The organism is Thioclava sp. UBA3469, from assembly GCF_002378135.1.
Classification (GTDB): domain Bacteria; phylum Pseudomonadota; class Alphaproteobacteria; order Rhodobacterales; family Rhodobacteraceae; genus Thioclava; species Thioclava sediminum.
The window spans coordinates 1-6,558 of record NZ_DFRG01000177.1; the positions used below are offsets into that span (position 1 = coordinate 1).

The window sequence follows — 6,558 nt, forward strand, 5'->3', positions numbered from 1 at the left end:
GTTGAAATCGATTCGCGGATCGGACGGGTAGCCGGGCGGCAGCCAGTGCTCGTCGGACGGTCGGGTGTTTACTGCCCCGAGCCCGAAGCGCACGTAAGGTCCGTAAGTGACACTCGCCGTGCCGACCTTGAAGAAACTGGCCGAGTCCTGCGCCGCGGCTACCGCCGGAACTGCAAGACTGAAGACAAGGGCGCAGGCTGCGGCCCGCTTGATTGAAAAAACCATTTCGATGACTCTCCGTCCGTCTCATCCATCCGCCTGACCGGATGGTCCTGTTCAGCGACATAATGGATCTCTGACTGCGCGCGTTGAAGAAGAAACTTCTGCCCCCGCTTCACGCAAGGGCAGAGTGTTGCTTCGGTTCCATAGCCTCTCAGCCGTCGTGACCTGCGAGAACCGCGATACGCACTGCTTCGGCTTGCGCGGCGAGGCTGGTCGCCGCCGCGCCCGTCACCGGCTGGCCAAGAATGGTCGTCACCGCCGTCACCGTGGCCGCCGTGATCGGCACCGTCTTGTCCGAGGCCGTGCCGAGGAAGATCGCCTCCAGCGTTGCGGTGTTGTTCGTCACTCCGAGACTGGAAAGCGCCGAGCTGCCATCCAGCGCGTCCTTGAGAAGGGCGAGGTTCTGCAGCGGCGAGTCTATGAAGGAGACGTTGTCCCAGTTCAGCGACAGCTGGTCGATCGCATGATCGAGCGGCAGGTTGTAGAACGAGACCATGGTCGGCGAAATCGTCGCCAGCGCTTCCTCATAGGCGCGCTGCAGCACGTGATCGGGCGAACGGGCCACGTTCAGCCGCCCGAGCTCGACCTCCGGGATGCCCTCCTTGGACCAGACCGGCTTGGTGCCGCGGGTGCCGGACGGGGTGCCGGCTTGCGGGCCCTTGCCCTCGGAATCTGCGCCCGGGCCGCCCTGACCCTGCCCGGAAGACCCGCTGGCGCCGCCATGGCCACCGCTGTCCTCATGCGAGCCGTCGTCCTCATGGCCGCCGCTGCTCGAGCCATGCCCGGCCTCTCCGGTCTTGCCCTTCTGTTGGCCACCATCCGTGTGATCGCCATCGGTATGCGTGCCGCTATCCTGCGCAAGGGCGCTTGGCACGACAAGATGGAATGTCCCGAAGCTCGGGCCGGGCTGCACGGTGAGCCCCAGCCCAGCGATCAGCGCAATTCCTGCCACGGCAGTTGCGCTCTTTGCAGTCTTGCGTGTCATGACTGCCTCCTTGTTATGAGATGTTGGTCGTCTTGACCCGGACCCCGCGCCAGAGGCGGGTCCGGGTCGATGTTCGTCAGATGCGATCAGCCATGTCCGGCGAGGATCGCGATGCGCACAGCTTCGGCATCGGCTGCAAGAGACGCGGCCGCAGCCCCCGTGACCGGCACCCCGAGGATCTGCGTGACGGCGATCACCGTATCGGTCGTGATCGGAACGGTCTTGTCCGAAGCCGCGCCGAGGAAGATCGCCGCGAGCGTGTCGGCATCATTCGAGACGCCAAGGCTAGACAGCGGGGTCGATCCCTCAAGCGTCGCCTGCAGAAGGCCGAGGTTCTGCAACGGGGAGTCTATGAAGCTCACGTTGTCCCAGTTCAGGGAGAGCTCCTCGATCGCCTGGTCGAGCGAAAGGTTGTAGAACGAAACCATCTCGGGCGAAATCGATGCGAGCGCTTCTTCATAGGCCTGATCGAGCACATGTTCCGGCGAGCGCGCGACGTTCAGGCGCCCCAGTTCGACTTCAGGAATCCCTTCCTGCGACCAGGTCGGTTTGCCGCCGCCGGAGGAGGAGGGCGCGCCTGCTTGCGGCCCCTTGCCGTCGGAATCTTCGCCCGGCCCGCCTTGGCCCTGACCCTGAGATTGTCCGGTCTGGGCGCCTTTGCTGCCCTGACCCTGACCGCCTTGATTTCCCTTGCCGGTCCCTTGGCCGCCGGACTCCTCTGCATTGGCCGCGAAGCTGAACGGACCGGCGACCGGTGCTTGCCATGCGATCGCAAGTCCCAATGCCGCAGCAAGAGCGACGAGCGATACGCGAGACTTGTTCGTGAACATTGAATTACGCATTTCCATATCCTCCTCCGTGTTGACGCCTTCGCGTCGAAGCAAGAAGAACATAGGAGGAGGGATTCCTCTTTGATCGTAATCAACGAGATGTATGTTTCCGGATGCCTCTCACACAACCTGAGAAGTCGCGTCATCACCATCGTGACGCATTGGCAGAGGGCACGGGACAGGTGATCCGGGCGCGCGCCGCGACCGGCAGCGAGCCTGCGTCGCTGCCGGTCGTGTCTGGCGAAGCGGACGTCCGTTTCCTGCCGATTTCCATCAGTGCGTCGCGGTCGGCCCTTAGCGGACATTTGTCCAATAAACAACGAATGTCGGCTTCTCGTCATGGAAACTGATGGGACGTGTCAGCCTTCACGGTCATCCTCGAGGCTTTCGAAACGCGCGCACTCTAAACCAAAGCGACGCCTGCGAAATATTCATGCAGATGCAGCAGCGCCAAGTAGGCCACGAGGCCAAGCGCCGCACGCCCGAGATCGGCAAGCGTGAGCCCTGCAAGGGCGGGAGCCGCTTTCGTCCGGCGCTGCGTCTGGGTCCAGACCTCCGGCCCCATCTCCCGCCGTCGTTTGCGGTCGATCAGTCTCATGCCAAGAAGCGCGAAGCCTCCAAGTGCCCCGAACAGTAGCACATGCGCCAGATCGCCGTTCGGCAGCATGTGCAGCCCGGCCCAGCTCGCGAGGCCCAGCAGCATCGGGTGGCGCGTGAGGCGCACGATGCCGGGGCGATCGGGGTCGAAGCTTTTGCGGCGGCTGCCGCCGAAGGAGAACGGGTTGGCATGGCCGAGCGCCACCGCGAACCACATGCAGACCAGCGCCATCCCGGCCTTTGTTGCCTCCATCGCCCATAGCGTAGGCGGCCAGATATAGATCGGATCGGGCCATGCGGCGGCGCGGATCAGGATCAGCAGCATCGCCGTCGACAGGAGCGAATAGCCAAGCCCGAAGCCTGCCGGTCCGATTGCCGCCACCAGTCGCGCCTTCACCGTCGGACGCGTCGGGATCGAATGGGTCGCGAGGAAGGCGGCGAACACTCCGCCATAAGCCAGCCACATCATTGCGCCCTCCGTCTGGGTTGCCACAGCACCGGAGCATAGAGGATCGCGAAGCCGAGGAAAGCCGCGCACCAAGCCACGCCGGAGATCGAATAAAGCGCGCTCACGCCGAGCCATCCCGCGAGGAGCCGTGCGATCATCGCGACGAAGAGGGCGGCATAGACCGCGACGGTTCCGGCGCTGGCCTCCAGCGGGCGTCCGGTATGGCCGAGCGACGCACGGCTCATCACCGCGAGCGTCATCCCGCCAAGCGCGCCTGCCGTCCACAGATGTAGCGCCGTGGCGTGGGTGAGGGCCGCAGGGAACAGGATCGCGAGCCCATGCGCCAGCGCTCCGAGCGGCAGGCAGATATAGGCCAGATGCAGCACGAACAGGATCGGCGCGCGCAGCGTCAGCCCGCCTTTCCAGCGCCACAGCCGCGCGAGATGCAGCACGCCGGTCGCGAGCAGCAGCGCCGCAGTCAGTCCCGCTTCGGGAAGCGCGACCCAGGCCAGCAACGCCGCACCCGCAGCCAGCATCGCAAGCTTGTCGAAGCGTTGCATCGGCGGGGCGGGGCGCGCGGGGTGGTTCTCCTTCACCAGCCAGTTGCGTGTGAAGGAGGGGATGATCCGCCCCCCGATCAGTGCGACCATCATCAGCACGGCGGCAAGGCCCAGTCGCATCCCGATACCCGCTGCCGCATAGCCGCCGCGGGCCGCCTCGATCAGGAACAGAAGGTCCGCGAGGGTGAAGACGCTCAGCAATACCAGCACCGGCAGGTTGCGCCAGTTCTTCCCTGCCACGATCTCACGAAGCACTACTCCGCCAAGCGCCAGCGGGAAGGCGAGATCGACGCTCGCGACCAGCGCGAAAGGCAGATGCGCCGAGGCGAGCAACCCCAGCCGCCCGAGCGCCCAGAGCGTGACGAGGCCAAGGAGCGGCCAGCCCACGACCGGCAGCCGCCCGGTCCAGTTCGGCACCGCCGTCAGCAAAAAGCCCGCGATGGCCGCACCGAGATAGCCGAAGAGGAAGGCATGGGCGTGCCAGCTGACCGGGTCGAGCCGCGTCGGTAGCTCGATCAGCCCAGTCAGTGCCAGCACCCAAAGCGCCATCGCCAGCGCAGCCCAGACGGCGCCGAAGAAGAAGAACGGACGAAAGCCGCCCGACAGCAGCGCCGGGCCCTGCCAGCGGCGCATCAGTTCTGCGGATGATAGGGCCATGATCGGCTCCTTTCAGCTCTCGGCGGCGTCCATCAGCCGCCGGATGTGACATGCGAAGACGTAGGTTGCAGGCACGGCGACCACCGCGCCCAGACCCAGCGAAACGACCGGAGACGCGACCGGCAGCCCGACCCACGACCCGATGAGCGAGGCGAAGAATACGTTGACCGCGAAGGCGCCCCAGCCGAACGGGTAGAGCAGCAGCGCGATCCGGGCGGGGGACCAGCGCGCGTTCATCGCCGGGCGACCACCCGCGCCATCACCGCCAGCGCCGCGATAAGCGCCAGCGTGGCCAATGCGAACCAGAACTCGGCGGTGGCCGATTGCGCCTGCGGGATCGGGCGCTCGAAGCTTGCAGCCTGTGCGGCGGCCGGGGCGAGGGCGAGAAGAAGGGTCAGTTTGCGCATGTCAGGTCTCCTGTGTGAGCGAGCGGTAGATATCGGGCAGGGCGCGCAGCAGCCGTTCGGGCCGGGGCAGCAGGGTAAAGCCGCCGCGCCCGAAAATGCGCGCGAACCAGTCCTGCCCGTCCTCGTCGATGATGACGCCGTGCAGACTCTGGCCCGCGCGGCGGGCTTCGCGCACGGCCATGTGGCTGTCCTCGATGCCGTGCTGGCCTTCGTAGTGGTCCAGATCGTTGGGCTTGCCGTCGGTCAGCACGATCAGCAGCTTGCGGCTCGCGCTCTCCTGCGCGAGCTGTGCCGAGACATGGCGGATCGCGGTCCCCAGCCGCGTGTAATGGCCCGGGCGCAGCGCCGCGATATTGGCGTGGATCGGCGGCGCCATCTGCGCTTCGAAGCCTTTCACGCGCGTCAGGAACACCCGGTCGCGCTTCAGCGACGAGAAACCCCAGATCGCGAACCGGTCGCCCGCCGCATCCAGCCCCTCGGCCAGCGCGGACATCGCCTCGCGTGCGATGTCGATCACGCAGCTTTCGCCGATCGCGGCCTCGGTGGAGCGCGAGGTGTCGATCAGGAAGGCCACGGCGAGGTCGCGTTCCACCTTGCGCAGGCTTTGCCAGATCCGGTCGCTGCCCCGCCCGGTTGCGGCGAGATCGGCGCGGCTGGCGATGACGGCGTCGAGATCCAGCTCGGTCCCGTCGATCTGCCGCGGGCGCAGGATGCGGCGCGGTTGCAGCGCCTCGAACTGGCGGCGCACGGCGCGGATATAGCGCGGATCGGCGCGAAAACTCTGCTTGGCCTCGGGCCGCGAGGGCGCATCGAGCACCCGGCAGTGGCCCTCCATATAGGCGCAGCTGCGGTGGTTCCATTCGGGATAGACATGCTCGCCCGCCAGCGCCTCGTGCTCCGCCTCGGCGGGCGAGAGGTCGAGATGCAGCCGCAGCCGCGTCGCAGCCTTGCGGTCGTGGCGGGTCAGCGTGATCTGGTCCTGATCCTCGGCGGCCTTGGCGGCGTTGTCCTCGTCATCGTCGTCGACCGAGCGATTGACGTTGAGCGCCTCGACCCAGGACAGGATCGACTCGAAACGGTGGATGATGAAGCTGTCGCGGCGGCGCGCCTGATCGAGATCGCGGCGCTCGCCATGCTTGCGCTGCGTGCTGGCCATCGCGGTCGGGGCGGAGGCGGGGGCGTCGGCCTCTTCCGAGGCGGCGCTGCGGCCTGCGGTGTTGGGAGCAAATTGCAGCCAGATCGGCACCGGGGCGAGCGGCATGTAACCGCGTGCGCCCTCCGCAGTCTCGGGCAGTGCTGCGGGGGTGCCATCGGCGGAAAGCTGGTCGCAGAGCGCGGCCTCCAGCGCGGCCTCGGCCGCCGGGCGCGACAATCTGCGGCGACGTGCGAGGGTGAGCGCCGCCATCTCGCGGTAGGGCGCTCGCAGCCCGATGCAGCGGCGATAGGCCAGATCGCAGGCCTGCGCATTGGCGCGGATCTGCGCGCAATCCATCGCCGGGCCGTCGGTCTCGTCGGGCAGCTCGGGCATTGCATCGCGGCTGAGCGCCGCCAGCGCCGTCAGCCAGAAATAGGCGGCACGGTTGAGGTCAGGCCGGGGGAAGACATCCATCACCGGCGGCAGGCGCAGCCGCGCGCCGTCGAAGCGCGCGACGCGCCGCGCGTCGTCGACGCGGAGCACGCCGAGCGCGCCGGTCGCGACGGCGTCGACGAGGGCCGCCTCGGCCTCCTGGCCGTCGGCGAGGCCGAGCTTCGTCGCGGCGGCGTCGAGCGGCAGCGCGACGTATACGCGAGGGAGCCTTTCGGCCTGTGTCGAAATCAAAGTTCGGGCACCACACGCCATCGACGCGACGTC

8 protein-coding genes are annotated in these 6,558 nt (G+C 67.1%); all 8 read right to left on the reverse strand.

Annotation, left to right across the window (positions count from 1 at the left end):
- Positions 1-225: hypothetical protein (locus tag B3D39_RS13010; RefSeq protein WP_286789773.1), on the reverse strand; the 225-nt coding region annotated here is incomplete at its 3' end.
- Between the two features lie 148 nt (positions 226-373).
- The gene (locus B3D39_RS13015) at positions 374-1,207 is read right to left on the reverse strand and encodes a hypothetical protein (RefSeq protein WP_274962019.1); all 834 of its coding nucleotides are present in this window, start codon (positions 1,205-1,207) and stop codon (positions 374-376) included.
- A gap of 86 nt (positions 1,208-1,293) precedes the next feature.
- Positions 1,294-2,049 (reverse strand): hypothetical protein, encoded by a 756-nt coding sequence (locus tag B3D39_RS13020; RefSeq protein WP_274962018.1) that lies wholly within the window; start codon positions 2,047-2,049, stop codon positions 1,294-1,296.
- Between the two features lie 391 nt (positions 2,050-2,440).
- Positions 2,441-3,103, reverse strand: coding sequence for an NnrU family protein (locus B3D39_RS13025; RefSeq protein ID WP_274962017.1), 663 nt, complete (start codon positions 3,101-3,103; stop codon positions 2,441-2,443).
- Positions 3,100-4,299 (reverse strand): NnrS family protein, encoded by a 1,200-nt coding sequence (locus B3D39_RS13030; RefSeq protein ID WP_274962016.1) that lies wholly within the window; start codon positions 4,297-4,299, stop codon positions 3,100-3,102. Before B3D39_RS13030 ends, B3D39_RS13025 begins: the two co-directional genes overlap by 4 nt.
- A 12-nt stretch (positions 4,300-4,311) precedes the next feature.
- Positions 4,312-4,536, reverse strand: coding sequence for an NnrT protein (locus B3D39_RS13035; RefSeq protein ID WP_274962015.1), 225 nt, complete (start codon positions 4,534-4,536; stop codon positions 4,312-4,314).
- Positions 4,533-4,706, reverse strand: a complete 174-nt coding sequence (locus B3D39_RS13040) for a protein NnrT (protein ID WP_274962014.1) — start codon at positions 4,704-4,706, stop codon at positions 4,533-4,535. Before B3D39_RS13040 ends, B3D39_RS13035 begins: the two co-directional genes overlap by 4 nt.
- A gap of 1 nt (position 4,707) precedes the next feature.
- Positions 4,708-6,546, reverse strand: coding sequence for a nitric oxide reductase activation protein NorD (locus B3D39_RS13045; protein ID WP_414718001.1), 1,839 nt, complete (start codon positions 6,544-6,546; stop codon positions 4,708-4,710).
- Between the last annotated feature and the right edge of the window lie 12 nt (positions 6,547-6,558).